General features: G+C 67.1%; 19 protein-coding genes and 2 pseudogenes. 12 read left to right on the top strand and 9 right to left on the bottom strand.

The window, feature by feature from the left end; genetic code table 11:
- Positions 1-23: 23 nt before the first annotated feature.
- The 3 genes from C5E41_RS26650 to C5E41_RS26640 all read left to right on the top strand — a co-directional run bounded on the left by C5E41_RS26650 (position 24) and on the right by C5E41_RS26640 (position 2,591).
- Complete coding sequence (locus tag C5E41_RS26650) at positions 24-599, top strand: NAD(P)-dependent oxidoreductase (protein WP_258081271.1); 576 nt, start codon at positions 24-26, stop codon at positions 597-599.
- Between the two features lie 34 nt (positions 600-633).
- Complete coding sequence (locus C5E41_RS26645; protein ID WP_104378490.1) at positions 634-1,488, top strand: SDR family oxidoreductase; 855 nt, start codon at positions 634-636, stop codon at positions 1,486-1,488.
- A 68-nt stretch (positions 1,489-1,556) separates the two neighbouring features.
- Positions 1,557-2,591, top strand: coding sequence for an LLM class flavin-dependent oxidoreductase (locus C5E41_RS26640; protein WP_104378489.1), 1,035 nt, complete (start codon positions 1,557-1,559; stop codon positions 2,589-2,591).
- Between the two features lie 91 nt (positions 2,592-2,682).
- On the opposite strand, the pseudogene C5E41_RS26635 reads toward C5E41_RS26640, so the two are convergent.
- Positions 2,683-2,960 (bottom strand): annotated as a pseudogene (locus C5E41_RS26635) (transposase); the annotation flags it as partial.
- Positions 2,961-3,340: 380 nt separating this feature from the next.
- Between C5E41_RS26635 and C5E41_RS26630 the strand changes: the two are divergent.
- From C5E41_RS26630 to C5E41_RS26600, 7 genes and pseudogenes are all read left to right on the top strand, one after another.
- Positions 3,341-3,814 carry a Zn-ribbon domain-containing OB-fold protein gene (locus tag C5E41_RS26630; protein WP_104378544.1) on the top strand — a complete coding sequence of 158 codons (474 nt, stop codon included), beginning with the start codon at positions 3,341-3,343 and terminating at the stop codon, positions 3,812-3,814.
- A complete protein-coding gene (locus C5E41_RS26625) occupies positions 3,807-5,000 on the top strand; it encodes a thiolase family protein (RefSeq protein ID WP_104378488.1) in 1,194 nt (397 codons plus the stop codon). The genes C5E41_RS26630 and C5E41_RS26625 overlap by 8 nt, the downstream gene beginning before the upstream one ends.
- Positions 5,001-5,125: 125 nt before the next feature.
- Positions 5,126-5,440 (top strand): annotated as a pseudogene (locus tag C5E41_RS36050) (aldehyde dehydrogenase family protein); the annotation flags it as partial.
- 295 nt (positions 5,441-5,735) lie between these two features.
- Positions 5,736-6,575, top strand: a complete 840-nt coding sequence (locus C5E41_RS26615; RefSeq protein WP_104378487.1) for a mycofactocin-coupled SDR family oxidoreductase — start codon at positions 5,736-5,738, stop codon at positions 6,573-6,575.
- A gap of 66 nt (positions 6,576-6,641) precedes the next feature.
- The gene (locus C5E41_RS26610; protein ID WP_181063441.1) at positions 6,642-7,505 is read left to right on the top strand and encodes a 3-carboxyethylcatechol 2,3-dioxygenase; all 864 of its coding nucleotides are present in this window, start codon (positions 6,642-6,644) and stop codon (positions 7,503-7,505) included.
- Positions 7,506-7,538: 33 nt separating this feature from the next.
- Positions 7,539-8,126: a nuclear transport factor 2 family protein gene (locus C5E41_RS26605; protein ID WP_104378486.1), complete on the top strand. Its 588-nt coding sequence runs from the start codon at positions 7,539-7,541 to the stop codon at positions 8,124-8,126.
- A 57-nt stretch (positions 8,127-8,183) separates the two neighbouring features.
- A complete protein-coding gene (locus C5E41_RS26600; protein ID WP_104378485.1) occupies positions 8,184-8,681 on the top strand; it encodes a nuclear transport factor 2 family protein in 498 nt (165 codons plus the stop codon).
- A gap of 101 nt (positions 8,682-8,782) precedes the next feature.
- Here the strand turns inward: C5E41_RS26600 and C5E41_RS26595 are convergent, their stop codons facing one another.
- From C5E41_RS26595 to C5E41_RS26580, 4 genes are read right to left on the bottom strand one after another with little or no spacing between them, the layout of a single operon-like run.
- Positions 8,783-9,595 carry a crotonase/enoyl-CoA hydratase family protein gene (locus C5E41_RS26595; protein WP_104378484.1) on the bottom strand — a complete coding sequence of 271 codons (813 nt, stop codon included), beginning with the start codon at positions 9,593-9,595 and terminating at the stop codon, positions 8,783-8,785.
- 37 nt (positions 9,596-9,632) lie between these two features.
- Complete coding sequence (locus tag C5E41_RS26590; RefSeq protein ID WP_258081270.1) at positions 9,633-10,730, bottom strand: CaiB/BaiF CoA transferase family protein; 1,098 nt, start codon at positions 10,728-10,730, stop codon at positions 9,633-9,635.
- The gene (locus tag C5E41_RS26585; RefSeq protein WP_104378483.1) at positions 10,723-11,028 is read right to left on the bottom strand and encodes a hypothetical protein; all 306 of its coding nucleotides are present in this window, start codon (positions 11,026-11,028) and stop codon (positions 10,723-10,725) included. The genes C5E41_RS26590 and C5E41_RS26585 overlap by 8 nt, the downstream gene beginning before the upstream one ends.
- A 24-nt stretch (positions 11,029-11,052) precedes the next feature.
- Positions 11,053-12,561, bottom strand: coding sequence for a class I adenylate-forming enzyme family protein (locus C5E41_RS26580; RefSeq protein ID WP_104378482.1), 1,509 nt, complete (start codon positions 12,559-12,561; stop codon positions 11,053-11,055).
- A gap of 306 nt (positions 12,562-12,867) precedes the next feature.
- Here C5E41_RS26580 and C5E41_RS26575 point away from each other — a divergent pair, with 306 nt between their 5' ends.
- A complete protein-coding gene (locus C5E41_RS26575; RefSeq protein ID WP_104378541.1) occupies positions 12,868-14,052 on the top strand; it encodes a CaiB/BaiF CoA transferase family protein in 1,185 nt (394 codons plus the stop codon).
- A 56-nt stretch (positions 14,053-14,108) separates the two neighbouring features.
- On the opposite strand, the gene C5E41_RS26570 is transcribed toward C5E41_RS26575, so the two are convergent.
- The 4 genes from C5E41_RS26570 to C5E41_RS26555 are packed head-to-tail and all read right to left on the bottom strand — an operon-like array spanning position 14,109 to position 17,506.
- Positions 14,109-15,494: a TetR/AcrR family transcriptional regulator gene (locus tag C5E41_RS26570; protein WP_104378481.1), complete on the bottom strand. Its 1,386-nt coding sequence runs from the start codon at positions 15,492-15,494 to the stop codon at positions 14,109-14,111.
- Between the two features lie 34 nt (positions 15,495-15,528).
- The gene (locus C5E41_RS26565; protein ID WP_104378480.1) at positions 15,529-15,975 is read right to left on the bottom strand and encodes a MaoC/PaaZ C-terminal domain-containing protein; all 447 of its coding nucleotides are present in this window, start codon (positions 15,973-15,975) and stop codon (positions 15,529-15,531) included.
- Complete coding sequence (locus C5E41_RS26560) at positions 15,972-16,409, bottom strand: FAS1-like dehydratase domain-containing protein (protein WP_104378479.1); 438 nt, start codon at positions 16,407-16,409, stop codon at positions 15,972-15,974. The genes C5E41_RS26565 and C5E41_RS26560 overlap by 4 nt, the downstream gene beginning before the upstream one ends.
- Positions 16,406-17,506 carry a phosphotransferase family protein gene (locus C5E41_RS26555; protein WP_104378478.1) on the bottom strand — a complete coding sequence of 367 codons (1,101 nt, stop codon included), beginning with the start codon at positions 17,504-17,506 and terminating at the stop codon, positions 16,406-16,408. The genes C5E41_RS26560 and C5E41_RS26555 overlap by 4 nt, the downstream gene beginning before the upstream one ends.
- 86 nt (positions 17,507-17,592) lie before the next feature.
- On the opposite strand from C5E41_RS26555, the gene C5E41_RS26550 reads away from it, so the two are divergent.
- On the top strand, positions 17,593-18,439 hold an 847-nt coding region (locus C5E41_RS26550; RefSeq protein ID WP_104378540.1), incomplete at its 3' end, for a TIGR03857 family LLM class F420-dependent oxidoreductase.

Raw genomic sequence — 18,439 nt, 5'->3', positions numbered from 1 at the left:
GTTCAACTGATGAATGTTGCCCTGTGGGTCACACCGTCACCGCCTATGCCCGCAACCCCGCGAAAATTCCCGAACACTGGGGTGACCGGGTGCGCCTGGTGATCGGCGAGATCTTGGACACCGCGGCGATCGACCGCCCGGTCGAAGGCGCCGACGCCGTCGTCAGCGCGTTGGGTCCGAGCATGGACCGCAAGGCCACCGGCACACCGCTGATCGGAGGAACAGCCAACATCCTCGAGGCGATGAAACGACACGGTGTGCGCCGTTTCGTCGGGCACGCGTCCCCGGCGGTCCTGGACCCGCGGGAGAAACCGACTCCGGTGACCCGCTTCACCAGCTTCATGCCGCGCACGTTCATGCCCCGCGCTTATGAAGAGATCACCGGCATGTGCGAGTTGATCATGAATTCCGGCCTGGATTGGACCATCGTGCGGTTCGTCGCCCCCAAGGACGGTGCTCCCAAGGGCAGTGTCCGATCGGGGTTCTTCGGCACCGACAAGCTCGGGTTCGCCATCACCCGCGCCGATATCGCCGCGTTCACCGCAGACCAGGTCGGCGATACCCGCTACCTGCACCGCGCCCCCGCCCTCAGCAACTGACCACCCGCTCAACGAAATTCGATACGGAGCCCGCATGTCCATCGTCATCACCGCCGCCTCCGGCCGGCTCGGCCGCCTCGCTGTCCTCGCCGTGCTCGACCGCGATGTCGACCCCGCCGACGTCGTTGCCGGTGCCCGCGACCTGGCTAAGGTCGCTGACCTCGCTGAGCGCGGGGTTCGCACCGCGGTCATCGACTACGACGAACCCGCCACCGTCGAGAAGGCCGTCTCCCAGGGCGACACTCTGGCGTTGGTGTCCGGCACCGACCTGACCAATCGGGACCGCCAGCACGCGGAGGTGATCGCCGCCGCGACCAAGGCCGGCGCTGCGCGCATCGTCTACACCAGTGGTCTGAAGGCCGACGACACCCCGCTGCCGATCGCGGCCATGCATCTACCGACCGAGCAAGTAGTGCGCGCGAGCGGTGTGCCGTTCACGATCCTGCGCAACGGCTGGTACAGCGAGAACTATGCACGCGATATCCCCACCGCCCGCGAGACGGGGGTACTGCTGTCGAGCACCGGCGAGGGCGTCGTCGCCTCGGCTTCCCGTCAAGACCTGGCCGAGGCCATCGCCGTGGTCGCCACCTCCGACGGTCACGAGGGCAAGACCTACGAACTGTCCGGCGACACCGCCTGGAACTACGACGAACTCGCCGCCGCGCTGTCCGAGGTTCTCGGCCGCGAGGTGATCCATCGCAATGTCTCTACCGAGGAGCACCGCGCGATCCTGGCCGGCGCCGGGGTGCCCGAGCAGTTCGTGGAGATGGGAGTCGCTGTGGACGCAGGCCTGGGCGCCGGAGCCATGGGTTTTCGCAACGGCGACCTGTCCCGGCTCATCGGCCGCCGCACCACGCCGCTGGTCGAGACCCTGCGCACCCTCGTCTGATCTATCCCGTCCCGGGTTGCCCGCACCGCGGTGCGGGCAACCCGAAACCCTCACCCCTGGAGATTGCGATGCCGTTCGAGTTAGGCGTCTACAGTTTCGGCAACACCCCCCGTACCCCCTCCGGCGGCTACGGCCCCACCGCCCAGGCCGTCCGCGACGCGCTCGAAGCCGTCCGGCTCGCCGATGAGGCCGGCCTGGATTTCTTCGGCTTCGGTGAGCATCACACCGCCTCGATGCCGCTGTCCTCACCGACCGCTATGGTCACCGCCGCCGCGGCCACCACGAAACGCATCAAGATCGGCACTGCGGTGACGGTGCTGTCCACCGACGACCCGATCCGGGTTTTCGAACAACTCGCTGTCGCCGACGCGATCGCGCCCGGACGCATCGAGGCCGTCGCCGGACGCGGCTCTTCCACCATCACCTTCGACCTGTTCGACTTCGACGAAGCCGACTACGACATGCTCTACGCTTCCAAACTCGACCTCCTGCTGGCCGTGAACGCGGGCGAGAACGTGTCCTTCACCGGCCCTCACCGCCGCAAGCCGCTGCGCGATACCACCGTCTATCCACGCCCCGACCGGCCGCTGCCGATCTGGCTCGGCACGGGCGGCAGCCCCAACTCGGTGTTTCGCGCGGCCGAACTCGGTGTGCCGATGTTCATCGGCGTCCTGGGCGGCACGCCCGAGCACTGGGCTCGATACGGGCACGCCTACCGGCAGGCCTGGGCCGAAACCGGCCGCCCCACCGAACACGCCCGTATCGCCGTGGCCGTCCACGGCTTCGTCGGCCCCGACAACACCGGCGCCAAAACCACCTACCTCCAGCATGAACTGGAGATGTTCCGCACCGCCGCCGCCGAGGCCGGTCGCCCCGCCCTGGATCCTGCCGTACGCGAACAGGACTTCGCACCAGGTGGCATGGTCTTTGCCGGCGGTCCCGAGGAGATCGCCGAACGCATCGTCCACCTGCACCAACTCCTGGGCCACGATCGCCAGATCCTGCAGATGGACGTCGGTGGCATGCCCCAGGCAGCCCTGCTTCGCAGCATCGAACTGTTGGGCAGTGAGGTCCTGCCCCGCGTGCGCAAGGCCCTGGACTAACCACTGCCGGAATCCCCAGATGTGTCGCCTCAAGGAGGCGCCGAAGTCGTCCTGTCCCACGTCATCGCCGCCATGGTGAGATTTTGCGGAGCCCCGCCAGACGCTGTTGGACATACTCCCGGAGTTGTTGATTATCAGCGAGTTTCGCTGTCTTCGGACGTCTGGCGAACAGCTCAGCCTTCCACTGGGCAACCGATGCGCGGTAGTCGAGCTTGCCCCCGCGGGTCGCTGCGTTCTCCGCAACTCCCGCGAGATCGTCGACGGGCTGCGGCCCAGCAGCTGCGCAATCTGCCGTACTCCCTTGCCCTGCACTTTGAGTAGCGCGATCTCCTCGCGCTCGGCGAACGATAGGTAGCGGCCGCCGGGCCGGCTCCAGGAATACGGTGACATCCTGCTCGTCGAACTGTGCCCGGTCATCCCTGCTCGCCGCGCACAGTACGGAGCAGGTCGGCGATCCAGGTCGCCGCGCCCGCGCCGAGGCCGCCGATCACCGCGGCCTGTAGCCATGGGATCGGCAGGTCCACCGGCAACCGGTCTGCCTGAAACTGCGGGCAATTTGCTGCGACATTATAGAGACGTAGTGTCAGACTGCGCTCTATAATCCTGGCGATAACTGAGCCGTTAGCAGTATAGATCTTGGCCCGAAAGATTGACGCTAATGTCAGATGGACTTTAGAGTGAAGAGGATCAAGTGGCTGCGGCCGATCGCGAAGACGTGCCGCACTGACACGGGATGTGACTCGATTTTGATGGAGAAGGCCGAGGGTGGCTCGCACGGCAGTGCGGTTACGGTCGAAGAGGTGCGGCCGGAGGTGCGGCTGCTGCCGGCGCCTACAGCGGCATCGGAGGCATTCTGGACCGGTGGCCGCGACGGGCGGCTGCTGATCTACCGGTGTCGTAGTTGTGAGCGGTGGTTTCACCCCGGATCGGCGGCGTGTTTCCGCTGCCGTAGCACCGATGTGAGCCCCGAACCGGTTTCCGGCCGCGGCCGGGTAGCCGCGTTCACCGTGAATCGCCAGCCCTGGATTCCGGGATTCCCGCCGCCCTATGTGGTGGCGATGATCGAACTGGCCGAAGAGCCCGATGTTCGAGTGGTGAGCAATGTGGTCGGGGTGGCGCCGGAGGCGGTGTCGGTCGGCCTCGAGGTCGAGGTGTTCTTCGAGCAGTGGGACGACATCTGGCTCCCCCTGTTCCGTCCTGCGGCGGGAGTGAGCGATGAGTGAGCCGAGCGGTCTGTTCGGACGCAAGGCCGTGGTGACCGGCGCCGGAAAGTCGCAGGTCGGCCGGCGTCTCGGGCGTGGCGGCCTGGAGTTGACGGTCGAGGCCGCGCTGCGCGCGATCGCGGACGCCGGCCTGGACCCCGACGATATCGACGGTGTGGCCAGCTATCCCGGTCCGGGTGTTCCCGATCCCGGCTTCTCCGGCGCCACGGTGCACGAACTGCGCAACGCGCTCGGACTGCGCAGCCGGTGGTTCACCAGCAGTATGGAGACCGCCGGGCAGATCGGCCCGGCGATCGATGCCTGTATGGCCGTGGCTACCGGCCTGGCCGACCACGTGCTGGTGTATCGGTCGGTGTGGGAGTCGACCGCGCAAACAGCCGGGCGCGCGTCGGTGTTGTTCGGAAGCGGCCGGCTGCCCGGCCATCTGGAGTATTTCGGTCCCTTCGGCGCGGTCTCGGCGGCGAACTGGCTGGCCATGGCCGCCCAGCGTTATATGCACGATTTCGGGCTCACCCGCGAGCAACTCGGCGCCATCGCGGTGAACGCCCGGACCAACGCCGGGCTCAACCCCGACGCCGTGTATCGCACGCCGATGTCTCTCGAGGACTACCTCGATGCGCGGATGATCTCCGATCCGTTCTGCCTCTACGACTGCGATGTGCCCTGTGACGGGGCCAGCGCGGTGATCATCTCCCGGCGTGAGGCCGCGGCCGGCCTGCCGAAGCCGCCGCTGACGGTCGAATCCGTCGGCACCGGCATGTTCGAACGCGCTACCTGGGATCAGCGCGCCGACATCACGACGATGGCCGCGCACGATGCCGCGACGACGCTGTGGGAGCGCACCACGCTGCGCCCGGCCGATGTCGACATGGCCCAGCTCTACGACGGCTTCAGTTTCCTGACCGTGCAGTGGCTCGAAGCGCTGGGATTCTGCGAGCACGGCCGCGTCGGTGAATTCGTTGAGGGCGGGCACCGCATCGCCCTCGATGGTGAGCTGCCGCTCAACACCAGCGGCGGCCAGCTGTCCGGTGGCCGCCTGCACGGTATGGGATTTCTGCACGAGGCCTGCGTGCAGCTCTGGGGTGAAGGTGGCGCACGACAGGTGCCCAAGACTCCGGAGCTCGTGGCGGTGGCGGTCGGCGGAGGTCCGGTCGCCGGGGCCATGCTCCTGAGCCGGCGTGATTGAGAGTGTAGCGCCGCAAATAGAACATTAATTGTAATTGTCTGACTATATATGGTCGGGTTGTGATACGCCTCACTCCGGGGTCGCAATCCTGCGCTTTCGTCCGACACGAAGGAGTCTCGGCGACAATGACAGCCCCCACGACCTCCGATATCGCCCGCGGAGAAGCGCGGATGCTGATCGACGGCGTCCTGACCGACGCGGCCTCGGGTGCGCGTTACGACAATGTCGGTCCGGCCACCGAGCAGGTCATCGGCGATACCGCCGACGCCGGGGCGGCGGATGTCGATCGTGCGATCGCCGCGGCGCGGACAGCATTCGACGGGGGTATCTGGGCGACCGACCGCGAATTCCACAAGTACTGCCTGCGACAGCTGCGCGAAGCTCTGCAGGAAGAGAAGGAAGCCTTCCGGGCAGAGTGGGTCGCTGAGGCGGGATCGCCGGTCTCGATCACCTATATGGCCCAGCTCGATTGGCAAAGGAGCCGATCGGTGTGGTCGCGGGCATCGTGCCGTGGAACTTTCCGATCGAAGTGGCCCTCAACAAGATCGGACCGGGCCCTGGCCGCCGGCAATACAGTCGTTCTCAAGTCCGCCCCGGACACGCCGTGGGGCGCGACACGCGTCGGCCGGCTCGTCGCGGAGCCTGGGACCGCATCATCGCCCTGAAGGAGTCAGGCCGTCATCTGATCGCGCCGGGCACCGAACCGCTACCCCGACAACAGCAAAGGACAAGGCAGTGGGCAAGTTGGAGGATAGGGTCGTCTTCATCACCGGAGCTGCGCGCGGTCAGGGCCGGTCGCACGCGATTCGGTGCGCAGAAGAAGGCGCCGACATCGTCGGCATCGACATCTGCGCCGATATCGACCTCGTACCGTACAAACTCGGCACCGCCGAAGACCTCGACGAAACCGTGCGACTGGTCGAGAAGACCGGCCGGTCGATGCTGGCCCGCAAGGCCGACATCCGGGATCTGGTCTCATTGCAGTCGGCGTTCGACGCTGGTGTCGAACGATTCGGTCATATCGACACCGTCTTGGCCAACGCCGGTGTGCTGCTGAGCAATACCGGCGAGGACGATGCCGCCGAGGCGTTTCGCACCGGCATCGATCTGCTGCTGATCGGGCCCTGGAATACGATTCGTGTCGCCTTGCCGCATCTGATCGAGCGGGGCGAACAGGGCCACAAGGACGGCAATATCGTGGTGACCAGTTCGATGGCGGCGATGCTGGGACTCGGCAACGGAACGGGCGGTGACGACGCCTACGGTATGGCGAAGCTCGCGCTGACCGGAATGGTACGCCAGTATGCGAATTACCTTGCCCAGTACCACATTCGAGTGAACGGTGTCGCGCCGACTAATTGCGCGACACCGATGGTGACCGAGAACCCGGAGCTGTTCAATGTAATTGGCGCCTATCCGAACCTGGCCAATGCCATGCAGACCCTGTTGCCGGACCTGCCGATGATCGAGCCGCGCGATGTCAGTGAGGCCATTGTCTTCCTCATTACGGAGTCGGGGCGCTCGTTCACCGGGAGCACTCTCAACGTCGATGCGGGAATGGCGACTCGCCGCTAGAACCACCACCGCGCCCGGGCAGCTACCGCTGCCCGAACGTGCGGACGAACAGAGTAAGGAGCGCACATGTCGGGGCCAGATAGGCTGATCGTCTGCGCGAGCCACAGTCCGGGAATGATGCGCGACGTGGAACACGTCTACGGCCTGGAATTCCGGAGTGGTCTGGCCCGGGTCCGCACCCTGGTCGAGGAATTCGCACCGGATGTGGTGGTGCTCTTCGGCGGTGACCACCGGCGTGCCTTCCGTAAGGTCGTGCCGTCGTTCGCGGTGGCGCTCAGTGCCGCGATCATGGCCGAGGCGGGCCAGTCGGCCGGATCGTTGCGGGTGCCGCCGGAGCTGGCGCGGGGGCTCGCCGACCATCTACTCGACGCCGGATTCGATATCACGGTATGCCGCGAGATCGAATTGGATCACGCGTTCGCGCAGCCGCTGCGCGATCTGACCGAGGGCCTGGCCGCCTATCCGGTGATTCCGGTGCCGATCAACTGCGCCACGGCACCACTGCCGACGCCCGGGCGCGTGCTCGAATTCGGCGCCGCTGTCGGGAACTTCCTCGACGGTCTCGACGAGCGGGTGCTGGTGATCGGCACCGGCGGGCTCTCGCACGCCCCGCCGAGCCTGGAAGTCGATACCCACGATATGAGCGATGAGGAACGGGCGCGGATCATCGCCGCGGGCTACGCCGCGGCCGAAAAGAAGATCCGCCCCGAGTGGGACCGCGCCTTCCTCGACGCGCTGACCACATGGGACGCCTCCCGGCTGGCCGAACTCGCCGCGGTTGCCACCGAACAGGCCGGTGTCGGTGCCAATGAGGTCCGGACCTGGCTGGCCGCGGGTGCGGCCGGTGGCGGGAAGCCGTTCGAATGCGTTTCCTACGAACCGGTGGAGAAATGGATCACCGGGATGGGGCTCGCGATCTCGCGGCGATGAATCCGGCATCCGCCGGAACGAAGGAGGGTAACGATGGCTGAATTCGACCGGGATGAAGTCGAGGCCGCGTTTCGCAAGTATGTGATGACCGGATTGGTCTACGAGGATTGGCAGGCGTGGGCGAATCTGTTCACCGACGACGCCGTCTACACCGATCACTATTACGGCCGTTTCACCGGCCCCGGCGAAATCGTCCGATTCCTGGAAGGGACGATGGGTGCCGCACCGCAGGTGTACAGCCCGCTGAAGTGGTATCTGATCGACGGCGGCCGGGTAGTGTACGAGGTCGTCAATCGCGCCGACAATCCGGAACCGGGTGCGGCGCCGATCGACTTCCCGTCGCTGCAGATCATCGAGTACGCCGGCGGTGGTCGGTGGCGCTCGGAGGAAGATATCTGGGTTACCGCCGAAATGGCCGATTTCGCCGCGCGATATCAGCGCGCACTCGACGCGCATCCGCAAACCCCGCAGCAGCGTTTGAGCCGGCGGGACTGGGGACCGTGGGTGTCGTGGGCGCGTCCGGAACCCGGTCACGTCGCCCAACCGTCGTGGGTGACCCGTGAGGGTTTCGTTCCCTTCTCCGGCCTCGCCGATTTCGATTTCGGCGTGCGGAGCCATTGATATGCGGTGCCATTGATATGCGGCGCCGGCCCATCGACCCTGTGGAGGAACTGACCGATGACACAGCTGGGCAGTGAAATCGACACCGCCTTCCGGCATTTCTACTCGACCGGCCCGATACACGGGGATTGGGCACGCTGGGCCGGCGCGTTCACCGAGGCTGCGAAATACCACGATCCGCACCGGGGCTCCGCCGTGGGCCCCGAGGCGATCCGAGAATTGGTCGAGGCGAGTCTGGCCGGCTCGATTCCGGTCTATTCACCGCTGGTCTGGTACGCCGCCGACGGGGACCGCGTCGCCTTCCGCAGCGTGCATCGCGCGGACCGCCCCGATGGGGGCCGTATCGCCGCGGAATTCACCTCGACGACAATCCTCACCTACGCCGGGGACGGCCGCTGGTCCGGGATGAACTGCTGGTGGCTGGAGCCGGAGCGAAAGAAGTTCGTCCGCGAATACCTGCGGGCCCGCGAGCAGCCGGCATCGGAACCGGCCGCGCCGCGCGATTGGGGTCCGTGGGTCGACTGGGCCCGGCCCGGCCCCGACACCCATGGCTGAGATTTCGCGGCAGACAGAAAACGCTGGGTGCCTGGACGAAATGTCCGGGCACCCAGCGTTTTTCGTGTCGGGGAGAGGTCTGGGCCGACGGGTCAGCGGGGTCAGCGGCCCTTCCACACCGGCTTGCGCTTCTCGGCGAAGGCCCGCGGGCCCTCCTGCGCGTCCTCGGAGAAGGCGACCACGGACAACTCCGCGGTGGTGGCGGCCCAGCCGCGCTCCTCATCGGGACGCTCGCCGCCGCTGCTCTGCCCGAGGGCGATGCGTTTGGTGGCCTGCACCGCCAGCGGTGCGTTGTCCGCGATCCGCTGGGCCAGATCCAGGGCCTGTTCGAGCACCTGCGCAGCGGGGACCACCCGGTTGACCAGATGCAATTCCAGGGCCCGCTCAGCACTGATCGCATCGCCGGTGAGTAGCAGCTCCAACGCCACCACCTGCGGTAGCCGAGTGGGCAGCCGGAACGCGCCACCGGCACCGGCGATCAGTCCGCGGGTCACCTCGGGCAGGCCGAAGGTCGCGGTGTCGGCGGCGATTGCCAGATCACTGGCGAGCACCAATTCGGTGCCGCCTCCGAGGGCGGGCCCGTTGACCGCGGCGATGGTCGGCTTGCTGATCGGATGCGAGACGTAACCTGCCAGTCCCCAGTGCTCGCGACCCTTCGGAATCACCGCCTCCCCACGCGAGATCGCCTTCAGGTCGGCTCCCGCGCAGAACGCCTTATCGCCAGCGCCGGTGAGCACAACCGCGCGGATCTCCGGATCGCTGTCGGCCGTTTCCAGCGCGTCGCCGACCTGAACGCACATGTCGGCATTGACCGCGTTGCGTGCCTGCGGGCGGTTCAGAGTGATGAGCAGGACGTGGCCGCGGCGTTCGACGAGAACGGCCGGCGCTGCGACCTCGGTCTGGCTATTGGTCACCTGGGGCCCTATCCTTCCGGTCCGCCCTGCGGCGGATTCATTTCCATACTGTTGCGATATCCACCGGCCGCCGCGGTGGCGGTGCGGGGACGGCCGGGGGAGTGCGGGAGAACACCGGCGCGGGTCCGGGCTGCACGACGCCGTCGATATCGGCGAAAACGCCCCGGGCGCGCATATGCTCGTCCTCCTCGGCTTCGGTCATCGTCAGCACCGGTGTCACACAGGCATCGGTGCCGGCGAACAACCTCGCCCAGTCGTCGCGCGAGCGGGTCGCGAACTTCTCGGCGAAGACCTTCCGCATATTCGCCCAGCCGCCCGGATCTCGTTGCGGGCCGAGCGTTGCCGGTTCCAGACCGAGAATTCGCAGCAGTTCGGCATAGAATTTCGGCTCCAGCGCCGCCACCGCCACAAAGCGTCCGTCGCTGCATTCGTAGGTGTCGTAGAACGGCGCGGAACCGTCGAAGATATTGGTGCCGCGCTCATCGGACCAGCGTCCGGATGCGCGCATCGACCACAGCAGATGCCCCAGCGCCGGGGCCCCGTTGACCATCGCGGCGTCGATGACCTGGCCCCGGCCGGAGCGCTGCCGCTCCACCAGCGCCGCCAGCACACCGACGACCAGCGACATCGAGCCGCCGCCGAAATCGCCGAAAAGGTTCAGCGGCGGAACCGGGCGCTGATCGGCACGGCCTACGGCATGCAGCAGGCCGGTGATCGAGATGTAGTTCAGATCGTGACCGGCTTGCTGGGCGCGCGGACCGGTTTGCCCCCAGCCCGTGACGCGGCCGTAGATCAGCCGCGGGTTGCGCTCGAGCGCCACCCGCGGCCCGATGCCGAGGCGCTCGGTGACTCCGGGCCGCAAACCCTCGAGCAGCACGTCAGCGCGTTCGAGCAGGGACAGGACCTGCTCACGGTCCGCCTGGTCCTTCAGGTCGGCCTCGACCAGGGTACGCCCGCGCTGCTGGGCGGGCCGGCGGCCGGTCGCGTCAGGATTTCTGCGGTCGATCAGCACCACGTCCGCGCCCAGATCGGCCAGTGTCATCGCGGCATGCGGTGCGGGACCGATGGCGGCGAGTTCGACGACCCGCACCCCCGCCAGGGGCCCCGCGCCGCATGCCTGCACGGCGTCAGTCACTGGCGGGCAGGGGTTTCGCGGCCTTGACCGACAGGGCGGTGTCGCCGAGCCCCAGCGAACCCTCGCCCGGCTTGGTCACCAGCACCTCGATGGTGCCCTCGGCGTCGACGTAGCGCTTGCCGATGAGAGTGCCGCCGGAGAACTCCGAGGCCGGTCTCGCCCCCGATTCCCGCGGCTGATCCAGATCAACCATCGGCACTCCGCCGCAACGTAATTCCGCCGCGCCGTCACCGGCCCGCACCACGATCACCTCCGTGTTGCAGACCTGACTTCGTAACCGGGTTCCGGATTTCACCATTGCTATTCCTTTCCGGGGTGCGGATCAGCGGACCGAATCGGCGGCCGCGTCCGCGAGATAATCGGCGGCGATGTCCTTGCGCAGGATCTTGCCGGTCGGTGTGGCCGGTAGTTCGCTGCGGAAGACGAGGTGGTCGGGCGTGCGCGAGGAACGCAGCCGCGAGCGCACGAACTCGAACAGCTGCTCGGGATCGGGAAGCTCATCGCCTTCGGGGATCACGGCGGCGAGAATCGCCTGGCCCCAGTGTTCGTCGGGAATTCCGACCACCGCGACCGACCGCACGGCAGGATGGTCGATCAGCACGTCCTCGATTTCGGCCGGGGCGATGTTCTCGCCGCCGCGAATGATCGTGTCGTCGTTGCGGCCGATGATGAACAGGAAACCCTCGTCGTCCTGATAGGCCAGGTCGTGGGTGGGGAACCAGCCCTCGGCGTCGAGCACTGAGCCCGAGCCCATGTACTCGCCGGAGACCTGCGGCCCGCGAACCCACAGTTCGCCCTGTTGGCCGGGAGCGACCGGGTTGCCGCCGGCGTCACGGATGAGAATCTCGATGTCGGGCACCGGGCGGCCGATCGAGCCGAGCCGGGCCCGCACGGCCGGATCGTCGCTGTCCATCGCGGACCGGTGGTCCTCGGGGCCGAGCAGTGCGATGGTCGAGCTGGTCTCGGTGAGACCGTAGGCGTTGACGAATCCGGTGCCCGGGAACGCCCGCAGCGCCGCCTCCAGCGTCGGGCGCGGCATGCGCGCGCCGCCGTAGGACAGCGATCGCAGCGCCGGGGCGTCGGCGACCGCCCCGCCCACCGCGGACACGATTCGATCGAGCATGGTGGGCACCACCATGGCCGAGGTGACGGACTCCTCGCGGACCAGGCGCAACCATTCCCGCGCGTCGAAATCGGGCAGGTACACGATCCGGCGGCCCGCGTAGAAGTTCGTCAGGATCGTGCCGATCCCCGCGATGTGGTACGGCGGCACACTCACCAGCGTGGCGTCCGCCGGATCCGCCGAATCGAATTCGACGGTGCCCATGACATAGCTCAGCAGATTGCTGTGGCGCAGCACGACCGCCTTGGGCTCCGAGGTGGTTCCGCTGGTGAACAGGATGACCGCCGGACTCTCGGAATCGACGTCGGCGATAGGCTCCGCCCCGGCCGCCGCGCGCGCGAAGAAAGCGTCCGTGGTCTCGACGGTGGCACCGGCGTGGGCCACCGATTCGGCGTAACGCGGGGCGGCGACGACGAGCGCGTTGCCGACCCGCTCGATGAGCCGGACCAGCCGGCCGGCCTCGAGCCGGTAGTTCACCGGGACGAACGGGATTCCCGCGTGCGCTGCACCCCACAGTAGAACGGGTAGCTCGATACCCGATCCGCCCAGATAGACGAGGTGCTCGGCGCCGGATCGGCGCAACGCCGAGCCGACGCCCTGGACCAGATCGCTGAACTGCTGATAGGTCAGCGACCGGTCACCCGCGGTGAGGGCGACGCGGTCCGGATTCGCGGCAACCGCCATGTCGAGGAGGAGGGAGATTGTCATCGTGTGTTCCGATCGGCATAGTTCGGTGCGGCCTCGTCGGTGCGTCCGGCACTACCACGTGATGTGTTCATGGGGTCTGTGTCGCACCACAGTAAGCGATGATCTGACACATTGTCTATATTTGAGTCTGGCTGGAAGGCTGTCCCGAAATTCACGTGATACTGCAGATGTAACACCGTCAGCCGGTCCTTCTTGCCAGTCTGATACGGCCCTCTATAGTGTCGATCTGACAACTTAGGTCAGATTCGAGTGTCGTTCGGCGGCCTCGGCCACCATGCGCTCGCGCGAATGAGCAGGGAGAATCCGATGGGTGAATTGCCGCTGGACGGCCTGGTCGTCGTCAGCCTCGAACAGGCGGTGGCGGCCCCCTACGCCACCCGGCAACTGGCCGACCTCGGGGCCCGGGTGATCAAGGTCGAACGTCCCGGCACCGGGGACTTCGCCCGTGGCTACGACACCACCGTGCACGGTCAATCCAGCTATTTCGTCTGGCTCAACAGATCCAAGGAATCGATCACCCTCGACCTCAAATCCGAGGACGGCATCCGGGTGTTGCACCGGCTGCTCGCCGGTGCCGACGTATTCGTGCAGAATCTCGGGCCGGGCGCGGTGGCCCGGATGGGACTGGGCACCGACCGGCTCGGCGAGCTGTATCCCGCTCTCATCCCCTGCGGCATCTCCGGATACGGCAGCGACGGACCGTGGCGCTCGCGCAAAGCCTACGATCTGCTGGTCCAGGCGGAGGCAGGTCTGCTCTCGGTCACCGGATCGGGTGCCGACCTCGCGAAGGCGGGCATCTCGGTCGCCGATATCGCCGCCGGAACCTTCGCGTTCTCCGGCATCATGACCGCTCTGTACAGCCGGGCGACGACCGGGCGGGCCCGGCCGGTATCGGTGTCGCTGTTCGAGGCGCTGGTCGAATGGATGGGCTCGCCGCTGTATTACGCCCGCTACGGTGGCGCGGCCCCGGTACGTACCGGGGCTCGGCACGCGACCATCGCCCCGTATGGTCCCTTCACCGCAGGGGACGGCGGTACGGTGCTGCTGGCGGTGCAGAACGAACGGGAATGGCAGCGGCTGTGCGCCGAGGTCCTGGAACGGCCCGAGTTGGCCACCGATCAGCGATTCGCGACCAACCCGGGCCGGGTGGCCGATCGCGAGACACTCGAAGCGATCATCGGCGCTGTCACGAGCACGTTGACCACCGACGCACTGCTGCAGCGACTGCATGCGGCGGGAATCGCGACGGCCCGGATCAACGATATGGACCAGGTGTGGGAGCATCCCGCGTTGGCCGAGCGAGGGCGCTGGCGTCACGTGGACACTCCCGCCGGCGTGATCGGCGCGCTACTGCCGCCGGCGACGCTGGCCGGCGTCGAACCCCGGATGGATCCGGTCCCGGCGGTCGGCGCGCACACCGGTGAGATCCTGGCTGAACTGGGGTTTTCCGCAGAGGAGATCGAGCGGTTCCGTTCCGGCGGCGTCATCTGATCCCCGCCCGCCACAGGGGTCGAACGGCGATATCCGCCAGTCGTAACCGATCTTCGTCAAATATCCACGCTGTTCGACGCCCTCGACGGCTGAGGTTCGGTGTGCCGCTGGCGAAAGAACCCGCGTTCGATGACCGCGGCCATCAGATCCACGATCTGATCGGGGTTGAGCGGAGTCTCGATCTCCTGCGACGCGCGGGCCAGCCGCTCCATGATGGCTCTGAAGATCAACACCGAAGCGATGGGATCGAACGGCACATCCGGGCGATCGACGGTGCTGAGGAAGTCGAGAATTGCGGAGTCGGTCATTGCTTCGCCATAGGCGCCCAGATCGGCGACCAGCGACTGTTCGGTACCGCGCTCGGTACTGCGCTGTATCCAGACATCGATGACCCCGCCGAACTCCGCCTCGAACTCCACAAATCTCGACAGCCATCCGCGGAAGGCGGCGGGATCGACATCGGGCGGCCGCAGGTGACGCAGTTCGTCACCGAGAGCGATGGCGGTGGCCTCCGCCTCGGCGCTGACCGTGAGCAACAGGTCCTGCTTTTCGTTGAAGTACTTGTAGAACGTGCCGCGGGCATAGCCGGCTGCGGCGACGATGTCGTCCACATTGGCGCGGTGGTATCCACGCGCGGCGAACTGGGCGGCGCCTGCGGCTACGAGCCGCTCAACGGTGTGGCGGGCGCGCGTACTGAGATCGCGCGTGCCTTCCTCGATTGTTATCCCGCGCGCGGCCGGTATCGGCGGGATGGTAATGACCTGCGCCGAGTCGACGCGCAGCGGCAAGGTATCGAAGACGCTGGCGGGTGTATCCGGGAAAAAGACCAGCTGCAAGAACATCGAGAGGGCGTCGACCACCGATTCGACGCTGCGGCCGTGGGCGCGATCGGTGTGCAGATAGAGATTCACCCGGTGCACGACCGCCATCATCGCCATCGCGGCGAATGCCGGGTCGAGACCGTCGAGTTCCGCATCGGCCAGGCGATTCGCCAGCTGATGCTGGTACTTGCCGACGAACCGGTCGATCTCGGGCTGCACCACGCTTTCGGTGGCGGCCACATTGGCCCACTGGACGAACATGGTCGAATACCGCTCGAAGACCCAGCTCCACTCGCCGAGCCACCAGTTCAAATTGTCGAAGCCCGTGGGCGTGGGGCCGAGTGGGCCGATACGGCGAGTCACGCGCAGCAGGGCGCTGCCGCATTCGTCCATCAGCTCCAGGAAGATCTCGTCCTTGCCCGGGAAATATTGATACAGAGTGGCGCGTGAGACCCCGGCCGCCTTGGCGATCGCCTCGACGGAGGTATTGAAGAAGCCGAGTTCACCGAACAGCACGAGCGAGACGTCGACGATCTTTCGCCGCGTGGTGGTTCCCCGGGCGCCTATCTCGGGGCTCGACGGGCCGTAGCTCGCTCGGCGTAGGCTTCGGTTCTCTGACATCAATGGCTACTTTAGTCGATCTCGGGTATGCGCTTCATGTTCGTGTCACCACTATGTCGTCGTCGGTGCCGAGCATGAACTCCGCGCTGCCGGTGAGGGCGGCGCCGCCCGTCTGACGTTGACATGCAAGTTCGACGGTGATTCTCCGGCCGCCGTCGACCGGCTCGATCGCGGTCACCGTGCCGGTGCAAGTGAGGACGTCACCGGGCCAGACCTGCTCCCGGAATCGCACGCCGAATCGCCGCAGGTTGCGCGCACCCAGCCAATCGGTGGCGAATGTCGCCAGCAGCGCCGCCTGATGCATGCCCTGAGAGAAGACCGAGGGGTATCCGGCCGCGGTCGCCGCGGTGTCGTCGTAGTGCATGGGATTCAGGTCGCCGGACGCACCGGCGTAGCGCACGAACATCTGCCGAGTCAGTGGGCCGAATGTGCGCGGCAGGGCCGTGGTGCCGATCTCGAATACGGCGGCCGGGGTGCTCATGCGGACTTCTCCTTGGGTGCGGTTTCGATGAAGGTGGCTCTCGCCTCGGCCACCAATTCCCCTGCGCCGGTGCGGAATTCGGTGGCTACCACGGCGAATCGCATGACACCGCCGCGTGTTCCGGGCTTCTCGAATCGATCGACCACCTTTTCGCGTGCGGTCAGATGATCGCCGGCTCTGGGGAGCGGGCCGTGAAAGATGTATTCCTGTTCGCCGTGCAGCAGGCGGGCACGGTCGAATCCGACATCGACGCGGGCGCCGGGCGGTGCCCACTGACCGGCGGTGATCAGGAAGGTGGGCGGCACGATCGCGTCCGGGCCCTCGTAGGTGGGATTCTCCGACTGCATCGCCCTGGCGAACTCGCGGATCTTTCCGCGCTCCACGATCACTTCCCACGGCGTGCCTACGGTGCCGACGGGGGCCGGTTCGTTCATAGGGTGATACTCCTTCGTTCGATTCGCTCGCCGAGATAGCGCCGCACCAGCTCCAGCGCGGCGGCGGGATAGGACCGCGCGGTTTTCGGGTCGAGTCCGTCCCGGACCAACAGGGCCGCGAGCCGGTTGGTGATCAGCGTCAGAACGACCGCGGCCAGCAGCGTGTAATAGCCGATATCGCCGGTGCGGCGGCCGCCGAGCTGTTCGTAGCGGAGCACGATATCCGGATCGTCGGGCACGCCTTCGGGGCGTTGCAGGCCGATGCTCTCGCACAGGAACCGCTCGAACATCAGCCACCAGCCCAGGTCGATATCGGGCGGTCCGGTGGTGGCGCCCTCCCAGTCGAACAGGGCGGCGACCGACAGATCCGCCGCGAAGGCCATATTCCCCACCCGCGCATCGCCCCAGACGATGCCCTCCGCCTCGGTATCGGGGATGTCGGCGGTCAACTCGGCGACCGCCGCGGCCAGCACCTCGGGGTCGACCACCAGCTGGTCGCGGGCGCTGAGATACCAGCGGTGCACCTGGTCGACGTAGCGAGCCAGGGCAGTACCGGACCCGGGGGTGGCCAGCGCGTCGATCGCGGCCCGGTCGGTAATCCTGTGTAGTGCGACCAATGCACGTAAGCCGTTGTCGTACAGAAGTGTTCGGTGATCGGGGGTCAGTTCGGCAGTCCATCCCGCCTTATGCCAGCTCGGCACGTCCGACGGGACGCGCCCGTCGATGCGGTTCATGACGTAGAAAGGTGTGCCGAGTACACCGGGGTCGGACTCCTGGGCGGCGATGGCCGGCACCGGTGCGTGCCGGGCGAGCACGCGCATGACCTCGGCTTGCCGGATAGCATCGGGGGCCATGAACAGCTGATGATCGGGTGCCTGCATACGCAGTACCAGCGCGCGGCGTGTGTGCCGGCCGTCGGCATCGGTCCAGGCGGCGGTGAAGAAGACGGTCTTGCCGGAGTAGCCGGCGCTCGGGGCGGAGAACTCCGACAGTTCCAAGTCGGTGTGGCCGGGCGGCGCCAGACGGGTGCGCGCCCACGCTGTCAGGGCGCTGCGGGACCGGTCGTCGAGGTGTCCTCGCTCGGCGGTGTAGCTCACTGAAACCCACTCTCTGTCACATGGCCCGGGCCGCCTCCGATCACGTCGTCGGGCCCAAAACTGACCACTACTGTCAGAATATGGGTATGAGTGAACAAAAATCCAGTGCTGCCGAGCGGGCAGGCAGGCTTGGCGCCTATGTCGTTCCCGGCCGCGTCACCGATCCCCGGCCCGCGCTGACCCAGGCGGCCGAGGCCGAACGCCTCGGGCTTGGCACGGTCTGGCTCAGCGAACGCTGGGGCGCCAAGGACTTCGGCGTGCTGTTCGGTGCGATCAGTCAGGTCACCAGCGATATCGACATCGCTGCCGGCGTGACGCATCTCAACTCGCGGCATCCGGCGTTGCTGGCCTCGATGGCGATGACCGCGCAGGCGCTGTCGGACGGTCGCCTGGTGCTGGGTGTCGGGCGCTCGGTGGCCGCGATGTGGCGGTCGGTGGGACTGCCGGTGCCGACCAATCGCTCACTGACCGACTCGGCCGACATCTTCCGGCGGCTGTGTCGCGGCGAAAAGGTTCGCTACCAGGGGCCGGCCGGTAATTTCCCGGCGCTGCGCCTGACCGACGTGCCGGACCAGCCGGTGCCCCCGCTGCTGCTCGCCGCCATCGGGCCGCGCGGGCTCGAGCTGGCCGGCCGCCATTTCGACGGGGTCATCTTGCATCCGTTTCTGACCCCCGAGGCGGTGGCGCGGTCCGCGCAACTGGTGCGCGCCGCCGCGGCGGCCGCGGGCCGCCCGGCCGATGCCGTGCGGATCTGCGCCACCGTCGTCACCGCCTCGGGACTGGCCCCGGCCGAGGAGGCCGCTGTCGTCGCCGGCCGGGCGGTGAGTTACTACCAGATTCCGGGATTCGGCGAGCAGCTCGCTCAGGTCAATGATTGGGACCCGGACCAGCTCGCGGTGCTGCGCGCACATCCGCAATTGGCCGGCATACGCG

Source organism: Nocardia nova (assembly GCF_002933465.1).
GTDB classification, from domain to species: domain Bacteria; phylum Actinomycetota; class Actinomycetes; order Mycobacteriales; family Mycobacteriaceae; genus Nocardia; species Nocardia nova_B.
Note: the sequence above shows the minus strand (reverse complement) of the source record. Positions and strands in the feature narration are given on the sequence as shown.

Bases quoted from the DNA above. Each gene is read 5' to 3' on its own strand.
- C5E41_RS26575 (WP_104378541.1), top strand. From the start codon at position 12,868: ATGGGTGAATTGCCGCTGGACGGCCTGGTCGTCGTCAGCCTCGAACAG.
- C5E41_RS26560 (WP_104378479.1), bottom strand. From the start codon at position 16,409: ATGAACGAACCGGCCCCCGTCGGCACCGTAGGCACGCCGTGGGAAGTG.
- C5E41_RS26610 (WP_181063441.1), top strand. From the start codon at position 6,642: ATGTCGGGGCCAGATAGGCTGATCGTCTGCGCGAGCCACAGTCCGGGA.
- C5E41_RS26565 (WP_104378480.1), bottom strand. From the start codon at position 15,975: ATGAGCACCCCGGCCGCCGTATTCGAGATCGGCACCACGGCCCTGCCG.
- C5E41_RS26570 (WP_104378481.1), bottom strand. From the start codon at position 15,494: ATGTCAGAGAACCGAAGCCTACGCCGAGCGAGCTACGGCCCGTCGAGC.
- C5E41_RS26640 (WP_104378489.1), top strand. From the start codon at position 1,557: ATGCCGTTCGAGTTAGGCGTCTACAGTTTCGGCAACACCCCCCGTACC.
- C5E41_RS26630 (WP_104378544.1), top strand. From the start codon at position 3,341: ATGGAGAAGGCCGAGGGTGGCTCGCACGGCAGTGCGGTTACGGTCGAA.
- C5E41_RS26600 (WP_104378485.1), top strand. From the start codon at position 8,184: ATGACACAGCTGGGCAGTGAAATCGACACCGCCTTCCGGCATTTCTAC.
- C5E41_RS26645 (WP_104378490.1), top strand. From the start codon at position 634: ATGTCCATCGTCATCACCGCCGCCTCCGGCCGGCTCGGCCGCCTCGCT.
- C5E41_RS26605 (WP_104378486.1), top strand. From the start codon at position 7,539: ATGGCTGAATTCGACCGGGATGAAGTCGAGGCCGCGTTTCGCAAGTAT.
- C5E41_RS26585 (WP_104378483.1), bottom strand. From the start codon at position 11,028: ATGGTGAAATCCGGAACCCGGTTACGAAGTCAGGTCTGCAACACGGAG.
- C5E41_RS26580 (WP_104378482.1), bottom strand. From the start codon at position 12,561: ATGACAATCTCCCTCCTCCTCGACATGGCGGTTGCCGCGAATCCGGAC.
- C5E41_RS26625 (WP_104378488.1), top strand. From the start codon at position 3,807: ATGAGTGAGCCGAGCGGTCTGTTCGGACGCAAGGCCGTGGTGACCGGC.